Origin of the sequence: Nonomuraea sp. NPDC050643, from assembly GCF_040654715.1 — a bacterium.
GTDB lineage: Bacteria > Actinomycetota > Actinomycetes > Streptosporangiales > Streptosporangiaceae > Nonomuraea.
In genome coordinates, this window is the sequence record NZ_JBFAIM010000060.1 from 41,689 (window position 1) to 68,635 (window position 26,947).

At 70.4% G+C, this 26,947-nt stretch carries 28 protein-coding genes; 7 read left to right on the forward strand and 21 right to left on the reverse strand.

Annotated elements, in window-relative coordinates; genetic code table 11:
• Positions 1-51: 51 nt before the first annotated feature.
• Positions 52-1,011 (reverse strand): AraC family transcriptional regulator, encoded by a 960-nt coding sequence (locus AB0I15_RS49950; protein WP_358113396.1) that lies wholly within the window; start codon positions 1,009-1,011, stop codon positions 52-54.
• A gap of 523 nt (positions 1,012-1,534) precedes the next feature.
• Positions 1,535-2,149 carry a CHRD domain-containing protein gene (locus tag AB0I15_RS49955; protein ID WP_358113398.1) on the reverse strand — a complete coding sequence of 205 codons (615 nt, stop codon included), beginning with the start codon at positions 2,147-2,149 and terminating at the stop codon, positions 1,535-1,537.
• A gap of 487 nt (positions 2,150-2,636) precedes the next feature.
• Between AB0I15_RS49955 and AB0I15_RS49960 the strand changes: the two genes are divergently transcribed.
• The 3 genes from AB0I15_RS49960 (at position 2,637) to AB0I15_RS49970 (ending at position 3,587) form a co-directional block, all read left to right on the forward strand.
• Positions 2,637-3,068, forward strand: a complete 432-nt coding sequence (locus tag AB0I15_RS49960) for a S26 family signal peptidase (protein ID WP_358113400.1) — start codon at positions 2,637-2,639, stop codon at positions 3,066-3,068.
• A 147-nt stretch (positions 3,069-3,215) separates the two neighbouring features.
• Positions 3,216-3,377, forward strand: a complete 162-nt coding sequence (locus AB0I15_RS49965) for a hypothetical protein (RefSeq protein ID WP_358113402.1) — start codon at positions 3,216-3,218, stop codon at positions 3,375-3,377.
• Between the two features lie 24 nt (positions 3,378-3,401).
• The gene (locus AB0I15_RS49970; protein ID WP_358113404.1) at positions 3,402-3,587 is read left to right on the forward strand and encodes a hypothetical protein; all 186 of its coding nucleotides are present in this window, start codon (positions 3,402-3,404) and stop codon (positions 3,585-3,587) included.
• A gap of 101 nt (positions 3,588-3,688) precedes the next feature.
• Here AB0I15_RS49970 and AB0I15_RS49975 read toward each other — a convergent pair whose 3' ends face one another.
• The 11 genes from AB0I15_RS49975 to AB0I15_RS50025 all read right to left on the reverse strand — a co-directional run bounded on the left by AB0I15_RS49975 (position 3,689) and on the right by AB0I15_RS50025 (position 14,401).
• Positions 3,689-4,435: a BTAD domain-containing putative transcriptional regulator gene (locus tag AB0I15_RS49975; RefSeq protein WP_358113406.1), complete on the reverse strand. Its 747-nt coding sequence runs from the start codon at positions 4,433-4,435 to the stop codon at positions 3,689-3,691.
• Positions 4,436-4,628: 193 nt separating this feature from the next.
• Positions 4,629-4,859, reverse strand: a complete 231-nt coding sequence (locus AB0I15_RS49980) for a hypothetical protein (RefSeq protein ID WP_358113408.1) — start codon at positions 4,857-4,859, stop codon at positions 4,629-4,631.
• A 50-nt stretch (positions 4,860-4,909) separates the two neighbouring features.
• Positions 4,910-5,344: a signal peptidase I gene (gene lepB, locus AB0I15_RS49985; protein WP_358113410.1), complete on the reverse strand. Its 435-nt coding sequence runs from the start codon at positions 5,342-5,344 to the stop codon at positions 4,910-4,912.
• Between the two features lie 5 nt (positions 5,345-5,349).
• Positions 5,350-7,161: an ABC transporter ATP-binding protein gene (locus AB0I15_RS49990; RefSeq protein ID WP_358113412.1), complete on the reverse strand. Its 1,812-nt coding sequence runs from the start codon at positions 7,159-7,161 to the stop codon at positions 5,350-5,352.
• A complete protein-coding gene (locus AB0I15_RS49995; protein ID WP_358113414.1) occupies positions 7,158-7,682 on the reverse strand; it encodes a TlpA disulfide reductase family protein in 525 nt (174 codons plus the stop codon). The genes AB0I15_RS49990 and AB0I15_RS49995 overlap by 4 nt, the downstream gene beginning before the upstream one ends.
• The gene (locus AB0I15_RS50000) at positions 7,682-8,200 is read right to left on the reverse strand and encodes a MauE/DoxX family redox-associated membrane protein (RefSeq protein ID WP_358113416.1); all 519 of its coding nucleotides are present in this window, start codon (positions 8,198-8,200) and stop codon (positions 7,682-7,684) included. Before AB0I15_RS50000 ends, AB0I15_RS49995 begins: the two co-directional genes overlap by 1 nt.
• Before the next feature lie 152 nt (positions 8,201-8,352).
• The gene (locus AB0I15_RS50005) at positions 8,353-8,586 is read right to left on the reverse strand and encodes a formate dehydrogenase subunit delta (RefSeq protein ID WP_358113418.1); all 234 of its coding nucleotides are present in this window, start codon (positions 8,584-8,586) and stop codon (positions 8,353-8,355) included.
• Positions 8,587-8,590: 4 nt separating this feature from the next.
• Positions 8,591-11,383: a formate dehydrogenase subunit alpha gene (fdhF, locus tag AB0I15_RS50010; RefSeq protein ID WP_358113420.1), complete on the reverse strand. Its 2,793-nt coding sequence runs from the start codon at positions 11,381-11,383 to the stop codon at positions 8,591-8,593.
• Positions 11,380-12,930: an NADH-ubiquinone oxidoreductase-F iron-sulfur binding region domain-containing protein gene (locus AB0I15_RS50015; RefSeq protein ID WP_358113422.1), complete on the reverse strand. Its 1,551-nt coding sequence runs from the start codon at positions 12,928-12,930 to the stop codon at positions 11,380-11,382. The genes fdhF and AB0I15_RS50015 overlap by 4 nt, the downstream gene beginning before the upstream one ends.
• Entirely contained in the window at positions 12,927-13,445 is a 519-nt protein-coding gene (locus AB0I15_RS50020) for an NAD(P)H-dependent oxidoreductase subunit E (protein WP_358113424.1), read from the reverse strand. The genes AB0I15_RS50015 and AB0I15_RS50020 overlap by 4 nt, the downstream gene beginning before the upstream one ends.
• Positions 13,446-13,549: 104 nt before the next feature.
• The gene (locus AB0I15_RS50025; protein WP_358113426.1) at positions 13,550-14,401 is read right to left on the reverse strand and encodes a helix-turn-helix transcriptional regulator; all 852 of its coding nucleotides are present in this window, start codon (positions 14,399-14,401) and stop codon (positions 13,550-13,552) included.
• Between the two features lie 87 nt (positions 14,402-14,488).
• Between AB0I15_RS50025 and AB0I15_RS50030 the strand changes: the two genes are divergently transcribed.
• Positions 14,489-15,271: an SDR family oxidoreductase gene (locus tag AB0I15_RS50030; RefSeq protein ID WP_358113428.1), complete on the forward strand. Its 783-nt coding sequence runs from the start codon at positions 14,489-14,491 to the stop codon at positions 15,269-15,271.
• Between the two features lie 92 nt (positions 15,272-15,363).
• Here the strand turns inward: AB0I15_RS50030 and AB0I15_RS50035 are convergent, their stop codons facing one another.
• Both AB0I15_RS50035 and AB0I15_RS50040 read right to left on the reverse strand, forming a co-directional pair.
• On the reverse strand, positions 15,364-16,263 hold the full coding sequence (locus tag AB0I15_RS50035; RefSeq protein ID WP_358113430.1) for a cation diffusion facilitator family transporter: 900 nt from the start codon (positions 16,261-16,263) through the stop codon (positions 15,364-15,366).
• Positions 16,263-16,649, reverse strand: a complete 387-nt coding sequence (locus AB0I15_RS50040; RefSeq protein WP_358113432.1) for a metalloregulator ArsR/SmtB family transcription factor — start codon at positions 16,647-16,649, stop codon at positions 16,263-16,265. Before AB0I15_RS50040 ends, AB0I15_RS50035 begins: the two co-directional genes overlap by 1 nt.
• A 246-nt stretch (positions 16,650-16,895) precedes the next feature.
• Here AB0I15_RS50040 and AB0I15_RS50045 point away from each other — a divergent pair, with 246 nt between their 5' ends.
• Entirely contained in the window at positions 16,896-17,558 is a 663-nt protein-coding gene (locus AB0I15_RS50045) for a TetR/AcrR family transcriptional regulator (protein ID WP_358113434.1), read from the forward strand.
• A 262-nt stretch (positions 17,559-17,820) separates the two neighbouring features.
• Positions 17,821-19,734, forward strand: coding sequence for a helix-turn-helix domain-containing protein (locus tag AB0I15_RS50050; RefSeq protein ID WP_358113436.1), 1,914 nt, complete (start codon positions 17,821-17,823; stop codon positions 19,732-19,734).
• On the opposite strand, the gene AB0I15_RS50055 is transcribed toward AB0I15_RS50050, so the two are convergent.
• The 5 genes from AB0I15_RS50055 to AB0I15_RS50075 are packed head-to-tail and all read right to left on the reverse strand — an operon-like array spanning position 19,646 to position 24,361.
• On the reverse strand, positions 19,646-20,695 hold the full coding sequence (locus tag AB0I15_RS50055; RefSeq protein ID WP_358113438.1) for a branched-chain amino acid ABC transporter permease: 1,050 nt from the start codon (positions 20,693-20,695) through the stop codon (positions 19,646-19,648). The two genes, AB0I15_RS50050 and AB0I15_RS50055, sit on opposite strands and share 89 nt — an antisense overlap.
• Entirely contained in the window at positions 20,692-21,555 is an 864-nt protein-coding gene (locus tag AB0I15_RS50060) for a branched-chain amino acid ABC transporter permease (RefSeq protein ID WP_358113440.1), read from the reverse strand. Before AB0I15_RS50060 ends, AB0I15_RS50055 begins: the two co-directional genes overlap by 4 nt.
• Positions 21,556-21,564: 9 nt before the next feature.
• Positions 21,565-22,806 carry an ABC transporter substrate-binding protein gene (locus AB0I15_RS50065; protein ID WP_358113442.1) on the reverse strand — a complete coding sequence of 414 codons (1,242 nt, stop codon included), beginning with the start codon at positions 22,804-22,806 and terminating at the stop codon, positions 21,565-21,567.
• Positions 22,807-22,863: 57 nt separating this feature from the next.
• A complete protein-coding gene (locus AB0I15_RS50070; RefSeq protein WP_358113444.1) occupies positions 22,864-23,577 on the reverse strand; it encodes an ABC transporter ATP-binding protein in 714 nt (237 codons plus the stop codon).
• Positions 23,564-24,361 carry an ABC transporter ATP-binding protein gene (locus AB0I15_RS50075; protein ID WP_358113446.1) on the reverse strand — a complete coding sequence of 266 codons (798 nt, stop codon included), beginning with the start codon at positions 24,359-24,361 and terminating at the stop codon, positions 23,564-23,566. The genes AB0I15_RS50070 and AB0I15_RS50075 overlap by 14 nt, the downstream gene beginning before the upstream one ends.
• 339 nt (positions 24,362-24,700) lie before the next feature.
• Between AB0I15_RS50075 and AB0I15_RS50080 the strand changes: the two genes are divergently transcribed.
• On the forward strand, positions 24,701-26,041 hold the full coding sequence (locus AB0I15_RS50080) for a tannase/feruloyl esterase family alpha/beta hydrolase (RefSeq protein WP_358113448.1): 1,341 nt from the start codon (positions 24,701-24,703) through the stop codon (positions 26,039-26,041).
• Here the strand turns inward: AB0I15_RS50080 and AB0I15_RS50085 are convergent.
• Positions 26,034-26,918 carry a LysR family transcriptional regulator gene (locus AB0I15_RS50085; RefSeq protein ID WP_358113450.1) on the reverse strand — a complete coding sequence of 295 codons (885 nt, stop codon included), beginning with the start codon at positions 26,916-26,918 and terminating at the stop codon, positions 26,034-26,036. The genes AB0I15_RS50080 and AB0I15_RS50085 overlap by 8 nt on opposite strands.
• Positions 26,919-26,947: the final 29 nt, after the last annotated feature.

The following is a 26,947-nucleotide window of genomic DNA, read 5'->3' on the forward strand; positions in this document are numbered from 1 at the left end:
CCGGTCGTGGCGCCCGGGCCGCTCGCCCGACATGCATTGTTCGTGAAGGCCCTACTCGGCCTCCGAACGCTGCCTGCGCAGCCCGGCTTCCACGTTGTGCGCGTCGACGTAGGCTCTCGGCGTGACGCCGAAGCGGTTGCGGAACTCCTTGATGAAGTGCGAGACGCTCGCATAGCCGACGGCACGGGATGCCTCGGCGACGCTCATCGGGCGATCGACGAGCAGCTCGCGCGCCCGGTCGAGCCTGTACTCCTTCAGGAACTGGTACGGCGTACGGCCGGTGACCTCACGGAACAGGGCCGAGAACGCCGACGGGCTCAGGGCCACCTGCCTGGCCAGATCGTTGACCGTCAGGGGCTCGGCGTAGTGCGCCCATGCGAACGTGAGCGCGGCCGAGATCGGGTGGTGCGCGGACTGCCTGGCCGCGATGTGCAGCATCCGGGAGAACTGCTCACGGCGCAGCACGCGGTAGACCATCTCTTCGACGCACATCGGCGCCAGCACCCGCCGATCGGCTCCGCTGTCGAGCGCCCGCAGGAACCGCAGGACCGCCGCCATGAGCTCCGGATCGAGCGGCGAGACGATGCACCGGTCGGCCTCGCCCTGCTCCGGAACCGCATCGAAGCCCTCCGACCGCGGACCGAGCATGTCGGTGGAGACCTTCCGCACCAGCGCCGGGTCGATCTCCAGCACGAAGGACAGGAACGGCTCGCAGGGGCTGGCTTGCAGGATCTCGGCCTGGAACTGCAGGTTGCTGCTGATCACCAGGTAGTTGAACGGGTCGTAGACGTAGCGCGTGCCGTCCACGATCACCGCCTTGCTGCCTTGCGCGACGATCCCGAGCGACAGTGACTGAATCTCCTCCCAGGTGGGCGCCATCGGCTCGGTGAAGCGGTAGAGCGTCAGACCGGGCCAGCCTCCGTCGTTACCTCCGATCTTGGGCGCGCGTGCGGCGAGTGCCGAGACGAGGTCCGCCGAGCTGACGCGGTGCTCGAGCTCCGAGGTCGACATGATGATTCCCCCTGCGGCGACGGATGGTGGTCCCGACATCTGGTGTTCCCCGGTGCTCCGCCCGAGTTCCTAAAAGTATCTTCGCGACAGCCCCCGGAATTCTGCTCCGGCGAGTGCGGGCGGATCAGGGCCGCTTCCGGGAAATTACGCAAGGTCAGTTGACGAACAGTGGAGACTTCGTGGATTCGCCCTCGGGCGCCGGCCCGGCGTCCGACCCTGACATGGACGGGGGTCACCCGCACATTCGTCCACTTGTCGTAAAGACGCCCTCCCTACCGTGAATCAGAAACATGCGAGGACCTTCCGGGAGGGCCACACGGGCCATCGGCCTGCACCACAATGCCGCCAACAAGGGCGAGGAAGCGTCAAGGAGCCCTTCGTCTACTCGGTCGTCGTCTTCCGGGACATCGACAACAGTGTGACGTCGTGAGGCCACCTTCCGAAGGCCGGCCGGCGGCTCGCTCGCGGCATGCCGCGGCAGGGCACGCCACCCCCTGTGGAGTGCCCTGCCGCGGCATGCGATCTACCAGTGACCGCCCTTGTGGAGCTGGCCGCGGACCGCGCCGTCGGGGAACTGGGCGGTGTGCAGGTTGGCGTACCAGTTCTTGGGGTTGTTCTTGATCCCCTTGAGCAGGCTGCTCTTGACGCGTACGGAGCCGGAGGCCGTGTTGCCGCGGATCCTGCCGTTGCTCAGCAGGTCGATGACGACGGGGCCGTTCACGCCCGCCTTGCCCTTGTGGATGTGGAAGGCAGTGGGATTGCCGGTCTTCCGCCACTGGACGAAGAAGTAGAAACGGTTGCCGTTGATCCGGAACTTGGCGACGGCCACGCCGTCCCGATCGTTGACCTTCTTGCCCGGTTCGGGCACCTCGTTCCTGCCCAGGAGCCCGGCAGCGAAGTAGTACTTCCTGGCCGAAGCGACCGTGCCGGCCGTTTCCGCCACGCCGGCGGCGCCGGCCGCGTGGGCGTGACCGTGCGGGGCGGGAGCCGCGACCGCCTGGGCGAGCTGGGACACCCGTCGATCCGGTGCGGCAGCCGCGGGGGTGGCGATCACCGCGCTGGCGGCGACCGCCGCGATCGCTCCTACCGCCGCCGTGCCCACTGCCACGCGCCGCCAGGTGAATCGCCCGTTACTCATTTGCTGAACCGTTCTCACTCGTGACCCTTCTTTCTGACTGTCACTTGGGGCAGTTGTTTGCCACTCGCAGACAGTAGGGATGACGATAGAGGGCGCTCTGTGCACAAATCCACACAAGCCATGTGATCAATACCACACGACCTCCCCCATGGCCAATGACCTGGGTGTCAACCGGTCGCCCATAAGAAATCGCGACGAATCCAGTAAATATCCAGCCGCCATCAACAAAGACCCTCTATTTTTTTCCCGCCCCATGAAAAAGGGTTTCAGGTGGCAAACGAGCGTTCCACTTTCCGTCCAGTACGTGTCAAGTGCGACCACGAGCCCGATCCCGGTCGGGCTAGCGGCGCGCGAGGGCCGGGCTAGCGGGGTCATGAAATATCCACCTCGTGGATCTCCTGTTCCCCATGTGCCAGGTCCCGATCGGGGCCGTGTTCGCCGTTGCCGCGTTCGCCAGGTCGCCCGGCAGCGGTGCGGCCGGCGCGTCGTGAGGCGGGCGTTCCTCGTGGCGGCGGGCGGGCTCGCGGGTCTGGCCCTGCTGACCGTACGGCTGCGCGCGACGTACCTGGTGATCCGCGTCAGCGGCACCAGCATGGCCCCGGCTCTGACCCATGGGGACCGGCTCCTGGCCCGGCGCACGGACCTGGCGGCGCTGCGCAGAGGGCAGATCGCCGTCGTCTCGAACCCGCACCCGACCGGCGGCGAATTCCTGATCAAACGTGTTGCCGCCCTGCCCGGCGACCCGGTCCCGGAGCGGGTACGCAGGGTCGTCGCCGACGACGTCGTCCCGCCCGGCAGGTTCGTCCTGATCGGTGACAACACCGAGGTCAGCTTCGACTCCCGCGAGCACGGCTTCTTCCACGCCGACGACCTCCATGCCGTCACCGTCAAGAAGCTGGAGCCGCAGCATGGCCGTTGACGGGGACGCCGGACCGCTTCCGCCCGTGAGACGGCGGCCATCCGCGACGGACCGGCTCTTCCGTCCACAAGCCCGCGGATTTCACGAGGCAGACCCTGGTGAAATCCGCGCCCAGCGAACCCGCGACAGGAAAGGAGGTGAAACAGAATGCTGGACAAGCTCATCGACCGGTTGATTCCCACGGTCAAGGCCGACGCCGCGTGCACCCCGAGGTGCGTGCAGATCGGCCCCGGCCCGACCCCCGGGTGCTACCGGATGCGGTGCACCAATGGCGACTGCACCGTTCGGACGGTCATCGTGTGCGAATAATTCGCCGAAGGAAAGGTGGGACAGGTGAAATCCATCAGCGCTCTGGCGGACCGGATCGTCGCCTTCGTCGTACCGGCCGGCGACGCGCAGGCCGCCTGCACCGCACGCTGCATCATCGTCAACCAGACCTGCACCGGCAGCATTTGTTGTGCCTACTTCAAATGCTGGAGAACCGACTGCTCGGTCTACACGAGAAAGCAGTGCGCCTAGGCAGGTAAAAGGGAGTGCCCTCTGGCCGGTACCGGCCAGAGGGCACTCCCTTGTCGCGCGAAACCCATGAGAAACCGGACGCCGTACAGGATGATCCGGTGCTAGAGCGACGCGCCTCGGAGTATGTCCTGATGCTGCCGGCGTAAATGGTCGGCCGGTTCGATGCCGAGCTCCGTGCTGAGGATGTCACGCATGCGCCGGTAGGCGACGAGCGCTTCGGCACGGCGGCCGCGCCCGGCCAGGGCACGCAGCAGCATCTCCCACAGGGACTCACGGAAAGGGTGGGCCTCGACGAGGCGCTCCAATTCGGGGATGACCCCGCTGTGGAGGCCGAGCCGCAGTTCCGCCTCCACCCAGAGCTCGGACGCGGTCAGGTGCATCGCGTCCAGGCGGCGGCGCTCGCAGCGGACGGTTTCGACGTCGATCTCCGGCGCCAGCGGGCCGTGCCACATGTCCAGCGCCTCCCGCAGCAGCCCCGCCGCCACCTCCGGGCGGCCCGCGGTCAGAGCCCCCGATCCCCGGGCGAAGTACTGCTCGAACGCCCTGACGTCCACCGCTCGATCCGGGACGACCAGGGTGTAGCCGTTCCCGAAGGTGGTCAGGTCGACACCGTGGGCGGCCAGCGGCGCCAGAGTGCGCCGCAGGCGGTAGACGTACGTTTGCAGACTCGCCTTGGCCGTCGCCGGCGGCTCGTCCGGCCAGAGCTCCGTCATCAGCCGATCCACGCTGACCACTCCGCCTGGACGCAGCATGAGAACGGCGAGGATCGCCTGCTGCTTCGCGGCCCGGACGTTGATCGCGCGGCCTCCGCCGTCGACCACCGCCAGGCGTCCCAACAGTTGGAACATCGTGCACCTCCGATCGGCATTGTGCTCATGGCAGGTATGTCTCGGGTATGGCATGGCGACTCGTGCCATACCGGGGCTCGGGTGATGGTGTGCGCTCGGCGGTCTTCAGGGCACGGGGCAGGTCCGGACGCACACGAGGGGCCGGACATCGCCGTCACGGCGATTATCCGGCCCCTGCGTGGTCGCTAGGCGGCTAGCAACACTTGCGAGCGAGAGTGGTCCGCACCCCGAAGGTGCTCCCTGGCCCCCAGTTGCACGCGTACTTGTCCTTCATGGACCTGCTGCCGCAGGCGGGGTTGTAATAGCACCGGCCCCACCAATAGCCGCCGATGGGCCTGTTGTAGCACTTGACGACGGCGCCGGCGGAGTCTTCGGGAAGGACCCACGCCAGGGCAAGGTCCGCGAGTCCCGTGATGATCTTCACGCTTCTTCATCCATTTCTTCGTTTACGGTCTCAGAGCTTGGTCGGTCGATCTATGCCGTCTCCTTTACTGACAGGCCCGCAGATCCGGGGGAAAGCCTTCGGCGCGTGATGGCGTGGACGTCGGCGAGCGGAAAGTAGCCGTGGTCGCGCGAGTCGAAGCTGTCCTCGCCGTTGTCGCCGAGCAGGACGACATTGCCGACGGGGATACGCTCTTCGGCCACCACCGGCGCCACCGATGGCGGAACAGGATCGCCCGGCAGTCCGACGATGCGCTTGATGAGAAAGGTCTCCCCCACGAACGGAGGAGCGCGCACCACCGCGATCTGACCACGGCGGAGAGCCGGCCCGGCCACGCGCCGGACGAGTACCCGATCTCCGTCGGCCAGTGTGGGGGCCATGCTGTCGCCATCGACCCGGATCACGGAGTACGTGGCGCGCAGCCGTACGATCAGCAGGGCCAGCGCTCCGCCCACGACGAGGAGCATCCACCTCACAGGGCCACCGCCTCGTCCGGCTCGCGGTAGCCGGTCGCCTGGAGGTTGAAGAGCCGCGCGTAGGGGCCGCGGGCGGCCATGAGGGCGTGGTGCCGGCCCGCCTCCCGGATGGCGCCGTCCTCCAGAACGATGATGAGGTCGGCGTCGCGCACGGTGTTGAGCCGGTGGGAGATGAGCAGGCTGGTGGCGCCGTGGCGGCGGCGCCGGGTCCGGGTGTGCACGTCGGCCTCGGCCTCGGGGTCCAGCCCGGCGGAGGGCTCGTCGAGGATCACGAGGTCGCGGTGGCCGCGGAACATCGCGCGGGCCAGGGCCGTACGCTGCCATTGCCCGCCGCTGAGCACGACACCCGTGTCGGGGTCGTCCTTGTCGTCCTCGCCGAAGAACGTCCGCGTGAGCAGGGTGTCGTACCCGCGAGGGAGGGAGGAGAGCTTGTCGTCGATCCCGGCCTCGTGGGCGGCCCCGCGGATTCGGCTCTCGTCCTCGCGGGCGGGGACGAAGCCGATGGAGACGTTGTCGGCCGCGGACATGTCGTAGGCCATGTGGTCCTGGAACACTCCGCTGATGCGGTGCCGCAGATCATCGGGGTGCACGTCACGGATGTCGACGCCGTCCCACGTGATGCTTCCGTGCTGCGGGTCGTAGAACCGGCACAGGAGTTTGACGAGGGTGGACTTGCCGGCCCCGTTCAGGCCGACGACGGCGACCGACGCGGCGGCGGGGATGAACAGGTTCAGGCCGCGCAGGATCCAGGGGTGATCCTCGCTGTAGCGGAACCACACGTCGGTGAGCTGGATGCCCTGGCGCAGCCGGGGCAGGGGCGCGGGCTCTGCGGGAATGGGGAGGTCGGGCTCGGCCGAGGTCACGGCCACGTAATGGCCGAACATGAGCAGATCCTGGTGGAGAGAGGCGATACCGATGATCAGCCCGTTGAGGGCGGCCTGGACCGCGCCGATGGCGACGATCAGCAGGGACACGTCGCCGATGCTCAACGCGCCGGAGCCGGCGGAGATGACGGCCCAGATCAGCCCGCCGCCCGCGACCACGGAGCCCAGCAGCGTCAGCAGGCCCTCGACGGACAGTTCCTTGATGTCCATCCGGCGGCGTGCGGCGTTGGACGTGCGCAGCTCGGTCATCATGCGGCCGCGCAGGAAACGGCCGCTGTTGAACAGCCTGATCTCCTTCGCCGCCGCGATCGTGGTGAGCAGGTCGCCGTAGAACATCTGGCGTCGTTCGGCCGGGCCGATGTCCCACATCATCGCGGCGCGACGATGCGACAGCCGCAACTGCGCCAGCAGCGCGGGAACCCCGGTCGCCAGGACGATCCCCGTGAGAACCGGGCTGACCATCAGCAGGGAGCCGACCATTCCGGCCAGCGTGATCACCGCGCTGGCGACCCCCAGGGATCCGGTGATGACTTCCTGCCCCGTCGACAGGCTGTTCTTCGCCAACCGGAGCTGGTCGTGGAAGTTGGGGTCCTCGAACCGTCGCAACCCGGCGAACCGCAGCGTCGCGGAGAACAGCTGCGTGGTGGTCTGGGAGGTGAACGACCTGCCCATCTCGCTGTTGAGGTACTGCATGAGCTGGGGCAGCACCGTCACCAGGATGCCCGCGGCGGCCAGCCCCACGGCGAGGGTGCTCAGCTCGGCCGCCGAGCCCTGTCCCGCCAGGGAGTCGACCACCAGTTTGGTCAGCCACGCCACCGCGATCGGCGCGATCGCCTCAACGATCATCACCAGGACATAGACCACCATCAGTCCCGGGGCCGCGCGCAGGGCGACCCCGACGGCGGCCTTCGCCGTTCCTATCATGCGCTGACCGTGGCGGGCAGCACGGGATCGTTGTCGGCGACCCTGCCGTCCGCACCGATCTCGAAGACGGTCGGATAGCCGGTGACCTGGAAGGCGCTCTGAATGGCGGCCTGAGGCGCCTCGACCACGACACGTGCCACCTCGGCGAGGCGTTCGACGTCGGCGGCGGCCTCCTTGTCGCCGATGTCGCCGGTGACGACGACGGCGAGCACGGCGGCCGGGGTCCGGCGGGCATGGTCGATGAAGCGTGGCATCAGCTCCCTGCACGGCTGGCAGGACGGCGAGAAGAAGCCGACCAGGGCGGGCCCGTCGATCAGCTCATCGGAGATCGGCTCGCCGTCGGTGGTGGTGGCGGCGAACTCCGGGACCTTCTCCCCGATGGCGAGCCCTTCCGCCATGGACGGCATGGACGCCGCTGACGCGGCCTGCTTCCGCAACCGGCGGATCACTCCGACCGTCAGCAGGAGATTCAGCAGGCACAGCACGCCGATCATGACGACGGCAACGATCAGATACGGCATCACGCACTCCCCGAGACTTCCATGAACAAATCGGCGATATCGTCGAAGACGATCAAGAGGATGGCGCCGACCAGCCCCACCGGCGCCGCCAGGGCGAGGCCGACCACGGTCACCGGGCCGCCGGGAACCATCAGCGCCACCGAACCCAGCGCGACAACGAGCAGCAGAAGCCCGTTGCGGACCAGATGCACCGGGCCGAGCGGGGTCGCGGACGCGCCGAAGCACTGGCATGGCTCACGCCGCCCCTCGCGCAGGGAAACAGCGATCCACGTGGAGAACGCGATCAACAGCATCCCGCCGGCGGCCAGCCCCACATGGGGCAGCACGATCAAGGTGGCCGCGGCCACGAGTTCCATGCCCACCGTCGCCACGGCGGCCGGGAACCGGGCCGGCCCGGGCAGCAGTCGCAGGGTGCCGGCGAAAGACCGCAGGGCGGCACGGCTGCGCAGCTTCGAGTACGCGGAGACGACGAAGACCGTGGCGAGCAGGACCTGACTCGCCACCAGCACGTGAACCATGACCCCAGATGCTCGTCCGGCCCCTTAGCCCGGCGCTAGCGCGCCGGTAGCGCGACCGGCGGCAGGGGCCGGCCGTGACCTGGATCGCTTGGGGTCGTGGTGCTCGGCCGGGTGCTCGGCCGGGTGCTCGGCCGGGTGCTCGGTGTGGTCGGTCAGCCGTCCTCGCGTGCCGGGGGCAGCAGCGCGGCGGCGGCCATGATGAGCGGGTCCAGCCGGCCGTCGGCGGCGCCCGCGTCGGCGAGCAGCCTGGCCCGCATCCGGGGGTCCCAGAAGGAGTGGATGTGGGCGGCGATCTGCTGGGCCGCCCAGGCCGGCTCGCGGGTTCGGAACTGCGCCGCGATCTCGTTCGACAGGCGGATGTGCGGGGGCGTTCGCGTCTCGGTCACGTGGTCACTTCACCGAAGCCGAGGCCGAGGCCGGGGACGGGTGCCTCAGCGACACCTGGACCGCGGTCACCTTGTACTCAGGGCAGTTGGTCGCCCAGTCGGAGTTCTCCGTGGTCACGACGTTCGCGCCGGTCACCGGGTGGTGGAAGGTCGTGTAGACCACCCCGACCGGCATCCGCTCCGCGATCTTGACCCGGAGGCTGGTCTCGCCGACCCGGCTGGCCAGCGCCACGGTGTCGCCGTCACGGATGCCGCGCACCTCGGCGTCGTGCGGGTGCATCTCCAGCAGGTCCTCCGGATGCCAGGCGGTGTTCCCGGTACGCCGGGTCTGGGCGCCCACGTTGTACTGCGACAGGATGCGTCCCGTCGTCAGGATCAGCGGGTATTTACGGGTGCTGCGCTCCTGCGTCGGGACGTAGTCGGTCAGCATGAACCGGCCCTTGCCGCGGACGAACCCGTCGATGTGCATGATGGGCGTGCCCTCGGGCGCCGCGTCGTTGCACGGCCACTGGACGCTGCCGACCTGGTCGAGCCGGGCGAACGACACCCCCGCGAACGTGGGCGTGGTCATCGCGATCTCGTCCATGATCTGCGCGGAGTCGTCGTACTTCATCGGGTAGCCCATCGCCTGCGCGATCTCGCAGACGATCTCCCACTCGTGCTTGCCGGTCCGCGGCGCCATCACCGGGCGTACCCGGTTGATCCGGCGCTCGGCGTTGGTGAACGTGCCGTTCTTCTCCAGAAACGAGGTGCCCGGCAGGAAGACGTGCGCGTACTTCGAGGTCTCGTTGAGGAACAGGTCCTGCACGACCACCAGGTCCATCGCCGACAGGGCGGCGGTGACGTGCCTGGTGTTCGGGTCCGACTGAACGATGTCCTCACCTTGCACGAACAGGCCCATGAACGTGCCGTCGATCGCGGCGTCGAACATGTTGGGGATGCGCAGGCCCGGCTCGGGATGCAGCACCCGGCCCCACAGCGTCTCGAAGGTGCCGCGCACCACGTCGTCGGAGACGTGCCGGTAGCCGGGCAGCTCGTGCGGGAAGGAGCCCATGTCGCACGAGCCCTGTACGTTGTTCTGCCCGCGCAGCGGGTTCACCCCGACGCCCTCGCGGCCGATGTTGCCCGTGGCCATGGCCAGGTTGGCCATGCCCATCACCATGGTCGAACCCTGGCTGTGCTCGGTGACGCCCAGGCCGTACATGATGGTGGCGTTGCGGGCGCCCGCGTACAGGCGGGTCGCGGCCCGCAGTTCGGCCGCGGGGATGCCGGTGATCGACTCGACCGCCTCGGGGCTGTGCTCGGGGGCGGAGATGAACCGCTCCCACTCGGCGAAGTCCTCGCAGCGCTCGTCGACGAACTCCCGGTCCACCAGGCCCTCGGTCACCACCACGTGGCTCATGGCGTTGATCAGCGCCACGTTGGTGCCGGGCCGGACCGGCAGGTGGTGCTCGGCCTGGACGTGCGGGGAGCGCACCAGGTCGATCCTGCGCGGGTCGGCGACGATGAGCCGGGCGCCCTGGCGCAGCCGGCGCTTGATCCGCGAGCCGAACACCGGGTGGGCGTCGGTCGGGTTCGCCCCGATGATCAGGATGACGTCGGCCTTGTCGACGGACTTGAAGTCCTGGGTGCCGGCCGACGTGCCGTACGTCTGCTTGAGCCCGTAGCCGGTCGGCGAGTGGCAGACGCGGGCGCAGGTGTCGACGTTGTTGTTGCCGAAGGCGGCGCGCACCATCTTCTGGACGACGTAGACCTCCTCGTTGGTGCACCGGGAGGAGCTGATGCCGCCGATCGCGCCGGCGCCGTGCCTGGCCTGGATCTCCAGCATGCGGCTGCCGACGTGGCCGATGGCCTCCGCCCACTCCACCTCGCGCCAGGGGTCGGTGATCCGCTCGCGCACCATCGGCTTGAGCCGCCGGTCGGGGTGCGAGGCGTAGCCGAAGGCGAACCGGCCCTTGACGCAGGAGTGTCCCTCGTTGGCCTTGCCGTCCTTGTAGGGCACCATGCGGACGACCTCGTCGCCGCGCAGCTCGGCCTTGAACGAGCAGCCCACGCCGCAGTAGGCGCAGGTGGTGATCACGCTGCGGGTCGGCATGCCGAGCTCGACCACGGACCGCTCCTGCAGCGTGGACGTCGGGCAGGCCTGCACGCAGGCGCCGCAGGAGACGCAGTCGGACTCCATGAACGTGCCGCCGGCGCCGGCGGCGACCTTCGACTCGAACCCGCGGCCCTCGATCGTCAGGGCGAAGGTGCCCTGCACCTCACCACAGGCGCGCACGCAGCGCGAGCAGGCGATGCACTTGCTCGCGTCGAAGTCGAAGTAGGGGTTGGTGCTGTCGGTCGGCAGGTCGAGGTGGTTCTCGCCGTCGAAGCCGTAGCGGACCTCCCGCAGGCCGACCACGCCGGCCATGTCCTGCAGCTCGCAGTCGCCGTTGGCGGGACAGGTCAGGCAGTCCAGCGGGTGGTCGGAGATGTACAGCTCCATGACGCCGCGGCGCAGCCCGGCCAGCTCGGGCGTCTGGGTGCGCACCTTCATCCCCTCGGCCACCGGCGTGGTGCACGACGCCGGCGAGCCCTTGCGGCCGTCGATGTCGACCAGGCACAGGCGGCACGAGCCGAACGGCTCCAGGTTGTCGGTGGCGCACAGCTTCGGGATGTCGATGCCGCACTCGGCCGCGGCGCGCATCACCGAGGTCCCCTCCGGGACCAGCACGGTCTTGCCGTCGATCTCCACGGACACGGTCGCCTCGCCCGAGCGCGCCGGAGTGCCGTAGTCCTGTTCCTTGATCAGGCTCATCGCCGTTCCTCCGTCGTGGCTCCGAAGTCGCCGGGGAAGTGGGTGAGGGCGCTGCGCACCGGCATCGGTGTCAGGCCGCCCATCGCGCAGAGGGAACCCTCGGTCATCAGATGGCACAGGTCGTCGAGCAGCTTCAGGTTGGCGGTCCTGTTCTCGCCCGCGACGATGCGGTCGATGACCTCGACCCCGCGTACCGCGCCGATCCGGCACGGGGTGCACTTGCCGCACGACTCGACGGCGCAGAACTCCATGGCGAACCTGGCCTGCCCCGCCATGTCGACGGTGTCGTCGAACACCACCACGCCGCCGTGGCCCACCATCGCGCCCGCCGCGGCGAACTCCTCGTAGTCCATGGGCAGGTCGAACCGGGACGTCGGCAGGTAGGCGCCGAGCGGGCCGCCGACCTGCACGGCCCGCACCGGCCGGCCCGACCGGGTGCCGCCGCCGTACCCCTCCACCAGCTCACCGAGGGTGATGCCGAAGGCGGTCTCCACGATGCCGCCGCGGGCGATGTTGCCGCCGAGCTGGAAGACCTGGGTGCCGCGCGAGCGGCCCACCCCGAGCCCCGCGAACGCCTGCGCGCCGTCGGCCAGGATCATCGGCACCGAGCCCAGGGTCAGCACGTTGTTGACCACGGTGGGCTTGCCGAACAGGCCCTCCAGGGCCGGGATCGGCGGCTTGGCGCGCACCATGCCGCGCTTGCCCTCCAGGCTCTCCAGCATGGAGGTCTCCTCGCCGCAGATGTACGCCCCGCCACCGACCCGGACGAACAGGTCGAAGGCGAAGTCATGGCCGAGGACCCGCTTGCCGAGCCAGCCCTGCGCATAGGCCGCGTCTATCGCCGCACGCAGCGCGGCCACGGCGTCGGGGTATTCGGAGCGGACGTAGATGTAGCCCTCGCTCGCCCCGACCGCCCAGGCGGCGATCGTCATCCCCTCGATGAGGGTGAACGGGTCTCCCTCCATCAGCATCCGGTCGGCGAAGGTGCCGCTGTCGCCCTCGTCGGCGTTGCAGCAGACGAACTTCAGCTCTGACGCGGCGCCGAGCACGGTCTTCCACTTGATGCCCGCGGGGAAGCCCGCGCCGCCCCGGCCGCGCAGCCCGGAGTCGGTGACCTCGGCCACCACCTGCTCGGGGGTGAGGGACAGCGCGCGCCGCAGCCCGGCGAGCCCGCCGTGGGCGGTGTAGTCGCCGGGAGAGCCCGGGTCGATGACGCCGACCCGGGCGAAGGTCACCCGCGTCTGGTCGCGCAGCCAGGCGATCTCCTCGGTCGGGCCGAGGCACAGACGGTGCGGGGCGCCGTCCAGCAACCCGGCGGCGAGCAGGTGCTCGACGTCGTCGGGGGTCACCGGGCCGTACGCCACCCGGCCGGCCGGCGTCGCCACCTCGACCAGCGGTTCGAGCCACAACATGCCGCGGGAGCCGTTGCGCACGACGTGGGCCCTGGGGCCGGCCGCCTCGGCGATCCGCTCGGCGACCTGGTCGGCCCCCACGGAACGGGCGGCGGAGTCGCGCGGGACGTAGACGGTTACCGGCTCGTCGATCACTGGGTGACCCCCAGGAGGCGGTCGAGCTCCTGCGGCCCGACCCTGCCGTACAGCCGGTCGCCGGCCTGGACGGACGGGCCGGTCGCGCAGTTCCCGAGGCAGAAGACCTGTTCCAGGGTGATCGCCCCGTCCGGTGTGGTCTCCCCCAGGCCGATGCCGAGCCGGTCTGTCGCCCGGTCGACCAGCCCGGCCGCGCCCACCGCCTGGCACGCCTCCGCCCGGCAGATCCGGACCGTCGTACGGCCCGGCGCGGCCTGACGGAAGTCGTGGTAGAAGGTGACGACGCCGTGCACGTCGGCCCTCGAGAGGTTCAGCTCGTCCGCCAGGATCGGGATAGCCGCCGGGTCGATATGTCCCAGATCCTCCATGAGGCTGTGCAGGATCGGCAGCAGTGCGCCTCGGTCGTCGCGATGCCGCGCGACGACCGAACGTACTCGATCTTCAAGAGACTGCGTCGGCGACGACATCATGACCAGCCTTTCGATCAGAGGCCTTGCACTTGCAAGGTCACGCATGGTCGGCGGGCGTGTCCAATCACTTTCTTCTATTGCTTGACAGGAAACGTCTATCAACGCAGCTCGGACGGGCTATGCCGGCATCACGGCGACCGGCCGCGACGTCACCGCAGGTAGTCGCCGGCCTTGGCGCCCAGCACGTTCAGAAGGGCCAGGGCCTCCGCGTCAGGGGATCCCGGCGGAGCGCTGTAGAGCACGAGGCGCTGGTCGCGGTCCGTGAGCGTGAGCGAGTCGCAGTCGACGGTGACCTCCCCGACGACCGGGTGGCGGAAGGTCTTCGTGAGCACCGGCGCGGCCTGGACGTCGTGCCGCTCCCAGAGCCGGGCGAAGTCGGGGCTGGCGTCGCGGAGCTCGTCGACGAGGCCGGTCACCGCGGGATCCGCCGGGTAGCGGGCGAGGGTGGATCGGAGCTCCATGACGACGTGGTGCCGGAACTCGGCGGCGTCGGATACCCCGTACAGGGTCGCGTCGGCGCGCGCCGGCCCGAGGAATGCCCGGCGCGCGAGATTGCGGTCCTTCGGGGTGAGCTCGGCGAAGTCCTCCATGAGCGCGGCCGCGAGGTCGTTCCACGCGAGCACCTCGAACGTGGCGGACGTCACGAAGGCGGCCGTCTGCGGCAGCCGCTCCAGGAGCGCGAGGATGCTCGGGCGCACGTCGCGCCGGAGCAGTCCGGTACGCGTCGGCGCAGTGCCGGCCAGGACGTGGAGGTGGTCGGACTCGGCGTCGGTGAGCCGCAGCGCGCCGGCGATCCCGGCGAGGACCTCGCCCGACGGCCGCGGCGCCCTGCCCTGTTCGAGGCGGACGTAGTACTCCGTGGAGATGTGCGCGAGGACCGCCACCTCCTCGCGGCGCAGACCCGGTGTCCGGCGTCGCGGTCCGGAGGGCAGGCCAACGTCCTGCGGCCGCAGCCGCTCGCGACGGCTGCGGAGGAACGCCCCGAGTTCCTGTTTGTCCATACCCCAAGTGTGCACGCCGCGCGGCCACGGATCCTGGTACTGCCTGTGCCTGCATCCGGCCTGGTGGCCGGCCTGACACTGGTCGACATGACGAACAACATCGACATCGCGCCCATCGGCCTGCTCACCGGCAAGGTGGTGTTCATCACCGGCGCCAGCCGCGGCATCGGGGCGGCCGCGGCCCGGCTCTTCGCCGCCGAGGGCGCGGCCGTCGTGCTCGCCGCCCGCGGCACGGACGCCCTCCAGCAGATCGTCACCGAGATCCGCGCCGATGGAGGCGTCGCCGACGCCGTCACCCTGGACCTCGCCGACCGTGCGAGCGTCCGCGCGGCGGTCGACCGCGTGGAGGAGCTGCACGGACGGCTCGACGGCGCCTTCAACAACGGCGCGACCATCCAGCGGCCCGGCCCGCTAGACGACACCAGCGACGAGGACATCGACCAGCAATTCGCCGTGAACTTCCGCTCGCACTGGACCGCCATGACCGCCGAGGCCGCACTCATGCGACGCAACGGTGGCGGGGCGATCGTCAACACCTCGAGCATCGGCAGCCGCCGCGCCAACCCCGCCCTGCCCGCGTACGGCGCCATGAAGCGCGCGCTCAACAGCATCACCGAGACCGCGGCCGCGACCTGGGGGCGTCAGGGCATCCGGGTGAACGGCATCACCCCCGGCGGCACCGCCACGGAGATGATCGACGCATGGGAGGCGGTGTCCCCGGGCATCATCGAGCACATCAACGCGGCGAGCCCGCTCGGCCGCATGGCCGAGCCCCGTGAGGTGGCCGAGGTGGCCGCGTGGCTGCTCAGCGACCGTGCCTCGATGGTGACCGGCGCGATCGTGCCGGTCGACGGCGGCGCCGGCGCCTGAATCGCGGCGGTGTTCGGCGTGGCCGCCGCCGGTCTCCTCGACCGCGCGGGCGCCGATGTGCTGCTCCGTCCGCCCGTCGCCGCGCGCCCCGGTCACCAGCCCAGTTCGTCGCAGCCCCGGTGGTCGGCCGGTTCGACCTGCAACGTGGCGTGGGAGATGTGGTGCTGCTTGCTGAGGACGTCGCGCGCCTCGTCCAGGACGGCGTGGTTGTCGCTCTGGTCGGCGGTGACGAGGTGGGCGGTGGCCACGTTCATGCCGGAGGTGAGCGTCCACAGGTGCAGGTCGTGGACGTCGCTCACGCCCTTGATGGCGGCCAGGTCGGCGGCGACGGCGGTGGCGTCGACGTCTTCGGGGACGTGCTGGCCGAGGACGGCGAAGACCTGGCGGCCGAGCGAGACGGCACGTACGGCGACGAAGGCGCCGATGGCCAGGGCGACGACGGTGTCCCAGAACGTCTGACCGGTGGTGGCCACCAGCCAGCCCGCGACGATGACGCCCACCGAGCCGGCCGTGTCGGCGACGACCTCCAGGTAGGCGCCCTTGACGTTGAGGCTCTCGCTCGCCCCGGAGCGCAGCAGGAGCAGGGCGACGAGGTTGACCGCCAGGCCGATCGCGCCGACCACGAGCATCGGCCCGGAGGAGACCTCCGCGGGCCCGCCGATGCGGCCGATGGCCTCGATGACCACGTACAGGGCGACGCCGAGCATCAGGACGACGGCCAGCAGCGAGGCGAACACCTCGGCCCGGTAGGAGCCGTAGCTGCGCCGGCCGGTGGTGTCGGGGCGGGTGGCGATCCGGGTGGCGACCAGCGCCGCGCCGAGGGTGACGACGTCGGCGGCCATGTGCCCGGCGTCCGACAGCAGCGCCAGCGAGCCGGAGATGAGACCGTAGGCGAGCTCGACGACGAAGAACGCGCCGATCAGCACGAAGGAGACCGCCAGCCGCCAGCGGTGCCGGCTGCCCGCGTGCCCGTGCCCGTGCCCGGCGCCCATCAGGCGTTCCCCTCGCGCTCGGGGTGGATGGCCTCGGTGTGCTCGGTGTGCGCGAGCGCCAGGTCGAGCAGCATCCGCACGTGCGGGTCCGCCAGCCGGTAGTACGACATCCGGCCGGAACGGCGGGCGGCCACGATGCGGTGGGCACGCAGCAATCTCAGCGCATGGGACGCCGCGGACTCGCTCTGCCCGGTGACCGCCGCGAGGTCGCACACGCACAACTCGCCGTCCAGCAGCGCCACCAGAAGTCGCAGCCGGTTGAGATCCGACAGCAGGCCGAAGACGTCCGCGGTGTCGGTCAGGTCCTCGGTGGCGGGCATCCGCTCACGCACGGCGGTCACCCGGTCGGCGTCGACCACCTTGACGCTACAGCCGTCGATGGCCAATACACTCTCATCTGAAGATTTATTCATATGAGCAACGATAAAGGGTGATCTGGACGGCCTGTCAAGACCCTCGCGACTTTCGAGAAGGTACTGGCTTCCCGGCCGATGACTAAGCGCATAGTCAGCCCTAGAATGCGAGTACCAAGACTCGCGGCGGGCCACCGCTCAGCGTGGCCGGCATGTCCGGTGGGCAGCGCGGGCGGCATCGAGACCACGCACTCGAATCGAAGGGGGCGAGGATCGCGGATGGCCCGACGGCAGGCCCGATTCACCGCACAGGACCTGGCGGACGATTCCCGGCTGCGGGACCACTCTCCCGATCTGTGGAGAGAGGACCTGGGGGAGGTGCAGCGCCGCCTGTTGTCGTCGGCCGTACGCTGCTTCGCCGCGAACGGATTCCACGCCACGACCACGCGCGACATCGCCGAGTGCGTCGGGCTCAGCCCGGCCGCCCTCTACGTCCACTTCCCGTCGAAGGAACTGGTCCTGTTCGAGATCGTCCGGGCCGGCCATGAGCGGGTCCTGGCGCACGTCCGCGATCCGTCCATCCTGGCCCTGGACGGTTCGGCCGAGCGGCTGCGCGCCATCGTCTCGGCGTACACCGTGTGGCACGCCCGCCACCACGTGACCGCGCGGGTCTGCCAGATGGAGCTGAACGGTCTCACCCCCGAGCACTACGGCGAGATCGTGGAGCTGCGCCACCAGACCAACGGGTACTTCAGGGGCGCGGTCGCGCGCGGGGTGGCCGACGGGGCGTTCGCGAAGGTCGACGTCAAGCGGGTCACGCGCGCGATGTTGTCGCTGAGCATCGACCTGGTCCGCTGGTACCGGCTCGACGGCTCCGACTCGCCCGAACAGCTCGGCGAGTTCTACGCCGGCCTCGCGCTGAAGCTGCTCGCCCCGGCCTAGGACGCGGCGGGCGGCGGTCCGGGCCCCGTCACCGGTTGACAAGCGACCGTTCACAGCCTGACTATGCGCTTAGTAACCCCCACGAACCGATCAGATTCCCTGCCCGTTGTGCTCTGGAGGCCCCCATTGCATGCCCTGACGCAGGACCTGACCACCCCCTCATGCGGACGGCCCGCCGTTCCTCGCCCGCATGCGTGACCATGCCGTACCCGCGCCCCGAACAGCAGGAGCGCCGACCTGCCGCACCTGGACGGATGCGCCGATGACCGTGCAATCACCCCTCACATCGTGCAACGTCTTCCTCGATCTGCTGGCCCGCGAGGCCACGCCCGTCGAGTTCGAGGAGCCGGTGGTCTCGGCCCGCGCGGCGGGCGCGGCGCCCGAGACGCTGGCGCAACTGGAGGCCGCCAAGCTCGCGGCGCTGCGGGTGAGCGCCGGCATGCGGCGGCAGGCCGGCCGCGAGGCCGAGCTGACCGCGCTGTTCGACCTGGCCGGCGACCTGGCCGCGCTCCACGACCTGGACGCGATCCTGGAGGCGATCGTGCGCCGGGCCCGGCGGCTGCTGAACGCCGACATCGCGTACGTGACGCTGAACGACGACGAGCGCGGCGAGACCCGCATGCGAATGACCGACGGATCGATCTCGGCGGCCTTCCGGCGGCTGCGGATCCCGCTCGGCGACGGGCTGGGCGGGCTGGTGGCGCAGACGGCGATGCCGTACAGCACCGACCACTACGCGGCGGACCCGCAGTTCCGGCACCGTGCCCACATCGACGCGGCGGTGGCCGAGGAGGCGCTGGTGTCGATCCTGGGCGTGCCGATGCGGCTGGGCAGCCGGGTGATCGGCGTGCTGTACGCGGCCAACCGCAGCGAGCGGCCGTTCGCCCCGGAGAAGGCGGTGCTGCTGGGCTCCCTGGCGGCGCACGCCGCCCTGGCCGTCGACAACGCGCGGCTGCTGGCTCAGACCCAGACGGCGCTGGAGGAACTGGACGCGATCAACGGGAGGATCCGGGCGCGCAGCGCGGAGGTCGAGCGGGCAGCCCAGGCGCACGACCGGATGACCGCCCTGGTCGTCAGGGGCGGGGACGCCGGTGACGTGGCCGCGGTGGTCACCGAGGTGCTGGGCGGGACGCTGCACGTCCTCGACGCGGACGGCCGTTGCCTGGCCACGTCGGGCGACCAGGTGCCGCTCACCGAGCACGAGATCTCCGCCGTCATGGCCGTCGCCGGTTTCGTCCGCACCCGGGGCGGCGCGACCCGGCACGGCGACCTGTGGGTCACGTCGATCGCGACCCCTGGCGAGGTGCTCGGCACGCTGGTGTTACGCACCACCGCGGAGCTCGGCGACGCCGACCGGCGCATCCTGGAACGCGCCGCGCTGGTCACCGCGCTGCTGTTGCTGCTGCGGTGCAGCGCGGCCGAGGCCGAGGCGCGAGTGCAGGGCGAGCTGCTGGACGACCTGCTGGACGGCCGGGTGAACGGCCGGGCGGGCGGATCCGGGGCGCTGGAGGCGCGGATGCGCCGGGTGAATCTGGACGCGGATGTCCCTTATGTGGTGCTGTCGGCCCGGTACGCCTCGCCCAGGTATCGCGGACGTGCCGCGTTCTGGGCGGCCTCGCACGCGGCGGCGGCACACGGGCTGGCGGCGGCTCGCGGCGAGGAGATCGTCCTGCTGCTGCCAGGGGACGGGCCGGGCGAGACCGCGCGCCGGGTCGCCAAGGAGCTGGGCTCGGCGCTGGCGGCGCCCGCGACCGTCGGCGCGGCCGGGCCGATCCGCGACCTCACCGGGGTCCCCGCCGCGCACCGGGAGGCGCGGCGCTGCGCCGACACGCTGCTGGCCCTCGACCGGCTGGACGACGGCGCCGACGCCCGCGAGCTCGGCTTCGTCGGCCTGCTGATCGGCACGCACCGCGACGCCCGCGGTTTCCTGGATTCGACGCTGGGCCCGGTGCTCGACTACGACGCCCGCCGCGGCACGTCCCTGGTCACGACGCTGGAGACGTACTTCGGCAGCAGATGCGGCCTGTCCAGGACCGCCGAGCGCCTGCACGTCCACATCAACACCGTCCACCAGCGGCTGCATCGCGTCAGTCGCCTGCTGGGTGAGGACTGGCAGGAGCCCGAGCGTGCTCTGGAGATCCAGCTTGCCCTCCGGCTGCATCGTCTGCGGGGCTGAGCGGCGGACGGGCCGCGCGCCGGGAGGCCGGTAGGTGGCGGGCCGTTCCCCAGATGCCGCGGCGGAACAGCAGCACGATCACGATGAAGATCGAGCCCGTGACGATCCCGATCCCCTCGAACCCGGCGGTCGCCAGGAAGTCCTGGAGCTGGACGACCAGGCCCGCGCCGATGGCCCCGCCCCACAGTGTGCCGATGCCGCCGAGGATGACCATCATCACGACCTGGCCGGAGGTGGTCCAGTAGAGCCCGTCGAGCGAGGCGAAGCCGTGGCCGAGGGCGAAGACGCCACCGGCCGTCCCTGACAGCGCGGCGGACAGGACGAAGGCCAGCAGCCGGTAGCGCTCGACGGGGTAGCCGAGCGCACGCGCGCGGGCCGGGTTGTCCCGGATCGACACCAGCACCCGGCCGAACGGGGAGCGGACGATCCGCCAGGCGGCGAACAGCCCGGCCAGCACGAACGGCAGGCCCGCGTAGTAGAAGAAGAACGGGTCGGACAGGTCGAGGCCGAACAGCTCGCGGGGAATGCCCTGCAGCCCGTTCTCCCCGCCGGTGACGTCCCGCCACTGGTTGGCCACGAAGTAGATCATCTGGGCGAAGGCCAGGGTGACCATCGCGAAGTAGATCCCGGTCAGCCGTACCGACAGCAGGCCGATCGGCACCGCCAGCAGCGCCGCGAACACCGCGCCGCCGGCGATCGCGACCGGGAACGGCATCCCGCCGTGCAGCACGATCAAGCCCGTGCAGTACGCCGACCCGCCCCAGAACGCGGCGTGCCCGAACGACAGCAGGCCGGTGAAACCCAGGAGCAGGTCCACCGCCGCGGCGAACAGCGCCCAGCAGGCGATGTCCAGCGCGACCGGCGGGTAGACCAGCCACGGCAGCACGAGGGCGGCGAGGAGCCCGAGCGTCAGGAGCACGATCCCGCCCCGGCCCGAGCGGGCCAGCCTGGACAAGATCACCGGTACGCCTCCTCACGTCCGAACAGCCCGGCCGGGCGCCACAGCAGCACGGCGGCCATCAGGATGAACACCGTGATCTGCGACAGGGCGGGCACGTACAGGTTGCCCAGCGCCGACACCAGCCCCACGGCGAACCCGGCGGTGACCGAGCCGAACACCGAGCCAAGACCCCCGATCACCACCACGGCGAAGACAGTGATGATCAGGTCGGCGCCCATCAGCGGGTTGACCGCGCGCATCGGCGCGGCCAGCACCCCGGCGAACGCGGCCAGCGCGATCCCGAAGCCGAACACCGGGGTCACCCAGCGGCCGACGTCGATGCCCAGCGCCCGGGTCAGTTCGGGCCGCTCGGTCGCGGCCCTGACGATCATCCCGATCCGGGTCCGGGTGAGCACCACCCACACCGCGACGCACGTCACGGCCGACACCGCCAGCACGAACACCTGGTAGGCCGGGTAGGTGAACAGCCCCAGGTCGACCGTGCCGGCCAGCTCGGGCGGCCGGGGGTAGGGCTGGGAGTTCACCCCGTACTCCCGCCGCACCAGGTCCTGAAGGATCAGCGCCAGCCCGAAGGTGAACAGGAAGTTGTACAGCGGGTCGAGCGGCGTCAGCCGCCGGACGAACAGCCGCTCCAGGACGGCGCCCGCCGCACCCAGCAGCAGCGGGACCAGGGCCAGTGCCACCCAGAAGTTCAGGCCGAACGCGTCGAGCGCGATGAACGCCCCGAAGGCGCCGAGCATGTAGAACGCGCCGTGAGCCAGGTTGACCACGCCGAGCATGCCGAAGATGACGGCCAGGCCGAGGGCGAGCAGAGCGTAGAACGCCCCGCCCACCAGCCCGTTGAACGCTTGCTGGAGCATTCCCGCCGCCTACAGCCTGCAGGCCGGGTCGGGCTGCGGCTGGAACGCCTCATCGGCCGGGATGGTCTTGAGAACCTTCTCGTAGTCGTACGGCTCCTTGACCTCGCTCGCCGGCTTGACCTGCGCCAGGTACGCGTCGTGCAGCAGCAGATGGTCCTGGGCGCGGATGGTGCCGTTGCGGACGAACATGTCCTCGATCGTCTGGCCTTCGAGCTGCGCGACCACCTTGTCGGAGTTGTCGGTGCCGGCGCGCTGCACGGCCTCCAGGTACTGCAGGCCGGCCGAGTAGTTGGCGGCCATGTTGGAGGTCGGCCGCTTGCCCGTCTTGGCCTGGAACCTGTCGGCCCAGGCCCGGGTCTGCTCGTCGAAGTTCCAGGCCCACATGGTGGTGTAGCGGGTGCCGGCCAGGGCGTCGGGCCCGAGCGAGTGGATGTCGCTGAGCGCCAGCAACCCGAGCGCGAGCTGCACGCCCTTGTCGCGCAGCTTGTACTCGTTGTACTGCTTCACCAGATTGACCAGGTCACCGCCGGCGTGCATGGTGCCGAGCACCTGCGGTTTGGGATCGAGGCCGGGCGCCTTGAGCAGGAACGTGGAGAAGTTGTCGTTGGGGAACGGGGTCGGGTCGGCCTCGACCACCGCGCCGCCGGCCGCCTGGATCGCCGTGCTGAAGGTCCTGCTCATGTCCTGCCCGAAGGCGTAGTCGGGGTAGACGATGTACCAGTTCTTGGCGCCGCCCCTGGTCACCTCCATGCCGGTGCCGTGGGCCAGCATGTAGCTGTTGTAGCCGTAGTGGAAGGTGTACTTGTTGCACGCCTTGCCCTCCAGCTCGGTGCTGGCGGCGCCGACGTCGATGAACACCTTCTTCTTGTTCTTGGCGACGGTGGCGACGGCGAGCGCGGCGGACGAGGTGGGCACGTCCAGGATCACGTCGGCGTGCTCGCGGTCGTAGAGCTCCTGCGCCTTGGAGTTGGCGATCTCGGGCTTGTTCTGGTGGTCGGCGGCCACCACCTCGACCTTCTTGGCCACCGCCTTGTCGCCGTACTTGGCCCGGTAGTCGTCCACCGCCATCTTGACGGCCTCGACCGTGCTGCGGCCCGAGGTGTCGGCGTAGATGCCCGACTGGTCGTTCAGCACGGCCAGCACCACCCCGCCGTCACTGATCGCTCCCCCGCCACCGCCCGGCCCGCCCCCGCATCCGGCCAGCAGCAGCCCCGCGGCGGCCAGCCCGCCGCTCCAGCCCGTGATTCTCATGACGGCATCTCCTCTGTTCCCGGGGCGCTCGGCCGTTCTGTCACTGGGTGGCGGTCGTCAGATTCCGAGGTATTCGAGCAACTGGTGCTCGCGTTCGCGTACCTGGTCGCGGTCCAGCGACTCGACGATTCGCCCCTCGGCGAGCAGGTAGTGCCGGTCGGCGACGGTGGCGGCGAAGTGCACGTTCTGCTCGACCAGCAGCACCGTCGTCCCCGCCGCCCGCACCTCGCGCAGAATCTCGCCGATCCGCTGGACGAACAGCGGCGACAGGCCCTCGGTGGGCTCGTCGCACAGCAGCAGCCGGGCGCCCGTCCGCAGCACCCGGGCGAGCACGAGCATCTGCTGCTCGCCGCCCGACAGCGTCGTCCCCGGCGACCGGCGCCGCTCCCTCAGGTGCGGGAACGTCTCGTACACGCGCTCCAGCGACCACGGCTCCGGGCCCGTTCCGGCCTTCGCCACCGGCGCGAGCGTGAGGTTCTCCTCCACCGACAGGGTGGCGAAGATGCCGCGGTCGTCCGGAACGTATCCGAGGCCGCGGCGGGCCCTGGCGTGCGGGGGGAGCCCGGTGATGTCGTCGTCGGACAGGGAGATCGTGCCCGCGACCCTGCCGTACGCGCCGTGCAGGCCCATCAGGCAGCGCAGCAGCGTGGTCTTGCCCGCGCCGTTGCGGCCGACCAGCGTGACGATCTCGCCCTCGTCGACCCGCAGCGACACCTCGCGCAGCGCCTGCGCCTCGCCGTACCAGGCGGACAGCCCGTCAACGCGCAACATCGGAGTCCCCCAGGTAGGCGGTGATGACGCGGGGGTCGCGGCGGATCTCGGCGTACTTCCCCTCGACCAGCACCTTGCCGTGCTGCAGCACGGTCACCCGGTCGGCGAGGCTGGCGACCACGTTCATGTTGTGCTCGACCATGACCACCGTGCGGCCCGCGCGGATCGCGCGCACGAGCTCGATGGTGCGGTCCACGTCCTCCGCGCCCATCCCGGCCGTCGGCTCGTCGAGCAGCAGCACCTTGGGGTCCAGCGCCAGGGCGAGCGCCAGTTCCAGCGCCCGCTTGCGCCCGTACGACAGCGAGCCCGCCGGCACGTCACCGTGTCCGGCCAGCCCGACCCGGGCGAGCAGTTCCGCGGCGGGGGCGGTGAAGCGGGCCAGCGCCCGGTCGGAACGCCAGAACCGCCAGCCCAGACCGGTCGGGCTCGCCAGCGCCAGCTCCACGTGCTGGTGCGGGGTCAGCTCGGCGAACAGGCTGGTGATCTGGAACGAACGCGCCAGGCCCAGCCGGCTGATCGCCTCGGGGCTGCGCCCGACCAGCTCCTTGCGGCCGTCGATCACGACACTGCCGGCGGTCGGCTTCAGGAAGCCCGTGAGCAGGTTGAACAGGGTGGTCTTGCCGGCGCCGTTGGGTCCTACCAGAGCGTGCACGCTGCCCTCGGCCACGTCCAGGTCGACGCCGTCCACGGCCCGGAAGCCGCGGAACTCCCTGACCAGGCCCCGCGCCCGCAGGACGGGGACGGATCCGGCATCGTACGAGTCCGCCAGGGGACTTCCTCCCATGCACCCTCCTCACGCATCACAAGGTGACCCGGGACACCGTGAACGCTAGGCGGCGGCCCGGACGGCGGACCAGGTGACGTGCCTCCACATTCAGGCGGCCCGATGTGCGATGGCGCACACCGGATCCGGGAGCGAACGTCCACATGACGTTCCGGGCCGGGCCTGTCGGCTCCTCGGCCGGAAAGCGGTGGATGTCGTATCCACAGGGCGCCGGTGAACAGTGGCGACCGCATACGTCGCCGTGCCCGTCACCGTCGATCACCATGGCGTCCACCACGGCCTGACCGATGGGAGTCGCACATGCCCCCTCTTCTTCGCAGATCCGCTGTCCTCTCGGCCTTGCTGGCGTCATTCCTGGCCATCCCGCCGGCGCCGGTGGTCTCGGCCGCGCGGGCGGACGCCCGCTGCGCCCGCATCGGCAAGATCCACGTACCGGGCGCGCAGCACCAGGTCACCGCCTGCCTGGACGATCTGACCACCGCCGGCACGTCCGCGTCGGGGCACACCGATCCAGCCGACTGGACGGGACTGCACTCGGCGGCCACCCGCAACCCGAGCGGCGTGCCGGGGATCCAGATCGACGGCTACTTCCCGGACACCTCCACCGCCAACCCCACCCACGGCTGGAACCACGACTCCCAGTTCGTGATCCGGCTCCCCGAGAGATGGAACGGCGGCCTGGTGGTCGCCGGGGCGCCGGGGAACCGCCGCCAGTACGCCAACGACTTCACCATCTCCGACTGGGTGCTGGCCAAGGGCTACGCCTACGCCTCGACCGACAAGGGCAACGTCGACCTGCGGTTCTACCACGACGGCAGGCGGCCGGGCGACGCCATCGTCGAGTGGTACCAGCGGATGACCCAGGTCACCGTCGCCGCCAGGACGACCGTCGCCGGGCACTACGGCAAGAAGCCGCGCAAGACGTACGCGATGGGCATCTCCAACGGCGGCCAGTTGGTGCGCTGGGCGCTGGAGAACCACCCCGAGCTGTACGACGGCGGCGTCGACTCGGAAGGCACCTTCTGGCCGCCCGACAACAGGCCGAACGCGCTGACCTACCTGCCGGTGGCGCTGCGCGAGTACCCCAAGTACGCCGCGACAGGCGACCCGGAGGCGCACGCCGCGATGATCCGGGCCGGCTTCGCCCCCGGCTCGGAGTTCCTGTGGGACTTCAACTACCGCATCCTCTGGGACGGCACGCAGCGCAGATACCGCGAGGAGGTCGACCCGGGCTTCGACGGCGACCTGGACGCGGGCATCCCCTATTGCCAGAGCGGCACGCCCAACTGTGACGCCGACTACGACTTCTCCGCGCGCCCGAAGAGCGTGCACCAGGCGGTGCGCCGGGCCTCGCACACCGGCCGCATCGGCAAGCCGCTGATCACCGTGCACGGCACGCTGGACACCCTGCTGCCGATCAAGGTCCACGGCGACGCGTACGCCGCGTCGGTGCGTGCGCAGGGGCTGGCCGCGCGGCACCGCTACTACCGGATCGAGGGCGCCTCCCACCTCGACCTCGAATACGACATGTTCCCTGACCGGATGCGGCCCCTGCTCCCCTGCATGCGAACGGCGTTCGAAGCCCTCGAACGCTGGACGGCCGGGCAGCAGCCCCCGCCCAGTGCCACGATCCCCCGCCAGACCTCCGGCGACGTGGCCAACACCTGCGCCATCAACTGACGGCCAGCTCGCCGGCCCTGGCTCGGATGAGCCGCCGGACGATGAGTGCGGACGGCGAGGGCCGGCTGTCCTGACGCTGCGTCAGGCAGAGCTGGACGGGGTCCGCGTCGGACAGGGGAAGCCAGACCACGTCGGCGATGTCGGCCGAGGTGTCGAACCGGGCGAGGACGCCGATCCCGACACCTTGGCCGACCATCACCTTGACGGTCCGCGCCGACATGGCCTGCACGACGACGTCGGGGGCCGCCACGCGCCGGTGCAGCGTCTCCCACATCACCGTGCCCGGCCGCATGGTGACGATCGGCCAGGTCTCGAGGTCACGCCACTGGATGTGGTCCCGCCCGGCCAGTGGGTGGTCCGTCCGCGCGTACGCACCGACGGGGGCGGAGATGAGCGGTATCCGGCGCAGCCCCGGCGCGGCCGGGCTCGACGGCATGGTGATCACCCCGAAGTCCAGCTCGCCGTCGAGCACGGCGGCCTCGATGGCGGCCGAGGCCCCCTCGCGCACCGCGAACCGCAGCCCGGGATGAGATCGGCGCAACCGGCCCACGACCGGCGCGATGATGGTCTCCACGGTCACCGTGACGCCGCCGATCTGGACCCGGCCCCGATACGTGCCGCTCGACTCCATCGCCGACTCGCGCACCGCCTCCTCGGCCGCCACCAGTCGGCGCAGCGGCTCGATCAGGGCCTGGCCCGCCGGTGTCGGCCGCACACCGTGCCGGCTGCGGGTGAGCAGGACGACGTCGAGCTCCTCCTCCAGCAGCGCGATCTGCTGCCCGATCGTGGGCTGGCTGACACCGCACCGGGCCGCCGCCCCACGCAGCGACCCCGCCTCGACCGAGGCCAGAAAGTACCGCGCCCGTTCCACCCGCACCGCGCCACCATAAAGGCAGAACCTTTCAC

What these genes read in the sequence shown, in the direction of transcription:
- AB0I15_RS50030 (WP_358113428.1), top strand. Translation starts at nt 14,489, where the DNA reads ATGACGAACAACATCGACATCGCGCCCATCGGCCTGCTCACCGGCAAG.
- AB0I15_RS50060 (WP_358113440.1), bottom strand. Translation starts at nt 21,555, where the DNA reads ATGCTCCAGCAAGCGTTCAACGGGCTGGTGGGCGGGGCGTTCTACGCT.
- fdhF (WP_358113420.1), bottom strand. Translation starts at nt 11,383, where the DNA reads ATGAGCCTGATCAAGGAACAGGACTACGGCACTCCGGCGCGCTCGGGC.
- AB0I15_RS50070 (WP_358113444.1), bottom strand. Translation starts at nt 23,577, where the DNA reads ATGTTGCGCGTTGACGGGCTGTCCGCCTGGTACGGCGAGGCGCAGGCG.
- AB0I15_RS50065 (WP_358113442.1), bottom strand. Translation starts at nt 22,806, where the DNA reads ATGAGAATCACGGGCTGGAGCGGCGGGCTGGCCGCCGCGGGGCTGCTG.
- AB0I15_RS50045 (WP_358113434.1), top strand. Translation starts at nt 16,896, where the DNA reads ATGGCCCGACGGCAGGCCCGATTCACCGCACAGGACCTGGCGGACGAT.
- lepB (WP_358113410.1), bottom strand. Translation starts at nt 5,344, where the DNA reads ATGCTCCTCGTCGTGGGCGGAGCGCTGGCCCTGCTGATCGTACGGCTG.
- AB0I15_RS49965 (WP_358113402.1), top strand. Translation starts at nt 3,216, where the DNA reads ATGCTGGACAAGCTCATCGACCGGTTGATTCCCACGGTCAAGGCCGAC.
- AB0I15_RS49995 (WP_358113414.1), bottom strand. Translation starts at nt 7,682, where the DNA reads ATGCCGTATCTGATCGTTGCCGTCGTCATGATCGGCGTGCTGTGCCTG.
- AB0I15_RS50050 (WP_358113436.1), top strand. Translation starts at nt 17,821, where the DNA reads ATGACCGTGCAATCACCCCTCACATCGTGCAACGTCTTCCTCGATCTG.
- AB0I15_RS50075 (WP_358113446.1), bottom strand. Translation starts at nt 24,361, where the DNA reads ATGGGAGGAAGTCCCCTGGCGGACTCGTACGATGCCGGATCCGTCCCC.
- AB0I15_RS50035 (WP_358113430.1), bottom strand. Translation starts at nt 16,263, where the DNA reads ATGGGCGCCGGGCACGGGCACGGGCACGCGGGCAGCCGGCACCGCTGG.
- AB0I15_RS49975 (WP_358113406.1), bottom strand. Translation starts at nt 4,435, where the DNA reads ATGTTCCAACTGTTGGGACGCCTGGCGGTGGTCGACGGCGGAGGCCGC.
- AB0I15_RS49950 (WP_358113396.1), bottom strand. Translation starts at nt 1,011, where the DNA reads ATGTCGACCTCGGAGCTCGAGCACCGCGTCAGCTCGGCGGACCTCGTC.
- AB0I15_RS50000 (WP_358113416.1), bottom strand. Translation starts at nt 8,200, where the DNA reads ATGGTTCACGTGCTGGTGGCGAGTCAGGTCCTGCTCGCCACGGTCTTC.
- AB0I15_RS49955 (WP_358113398.1), bottom strand. Translation starts at nt 2,149, where the DNA reads ATGAGTAACGGGCGATTCACCTGGCGGCGCGTGGCAGTGGGCACGGCG.
- AB0I15_RS50025 (WP_358113426.1), bottom strand. Translation starts at nt 14,401, where the DNA reads ATGGACAAACAGGAACTCGGGGCGTTCCTCCGCAGCCGTCGCGAGCGG.
- AB0I15_RS49990 (WP_358113412.1), bottom strand. Translation starts at nt 7,161, where the DNA reads ATGATAGGAACGGCGAAGGCCGCCGTCGGGGTCGCCCTGCGCGCGGCC.
- AB0I15_RS50020 (WP_358113424.1), bottom strand. Translation starts at nt 13,445, where the DNA reads ATGCGTGACCTTGCAAGTGCAAGGCCTCTGATCGAAAGGCTGGTCATG.